This is a genomic window from Clostridium sp. AF37-5 (assembly GCF_003477605.1).
GTDB lineage: Bacteria > Bacillota > Clostridia > Lachnospirales > Lachnospiraceae > Eubacterium_F.
The window spans coordinates 1-238 of record NZ_QUDR01000040.1 but is presented as its reverse complement, the minus strand read 5'-3'; the positions used below and the strand labels follow the sequence as shown (position 1 = coordinate 238).

General features: G+C 49.6%; 1 protein-coding gene. It reads left to right on the top strand.

Annotated features, from left to right (window positions below):
- Nucleotides 1-238 (top strand): DUF6531 domain-containing protein (locus tag DW019_RS14850; RefSeq protein WP_207663938.1); only part of this gene is annotated, 238 nt, incomplete at both ends.

The following is a 238-nucleotide window of genomic DNA, read 5'->3' as shown; positions in this document are numbered from 1 at the left end:
ACGGTGTCGACACGGCAAGCGGGCGGCTCATGCTTTCCCGTACCGACCTTTCCTTAGAAGGAACCGGCGGGATGGACTTGGAACTCAACCGCTATTATGACAGCAACGAAGCCAATCTCGGACATGCAACCGTTGAATATTTAGACAAACTCGAAATTGACACGGTATGGGTTAAATACCGGACGCAGGACAAAAAAGAGCACAAAATCCTTGTCAACCGTGCCCTGTTATCCAAACA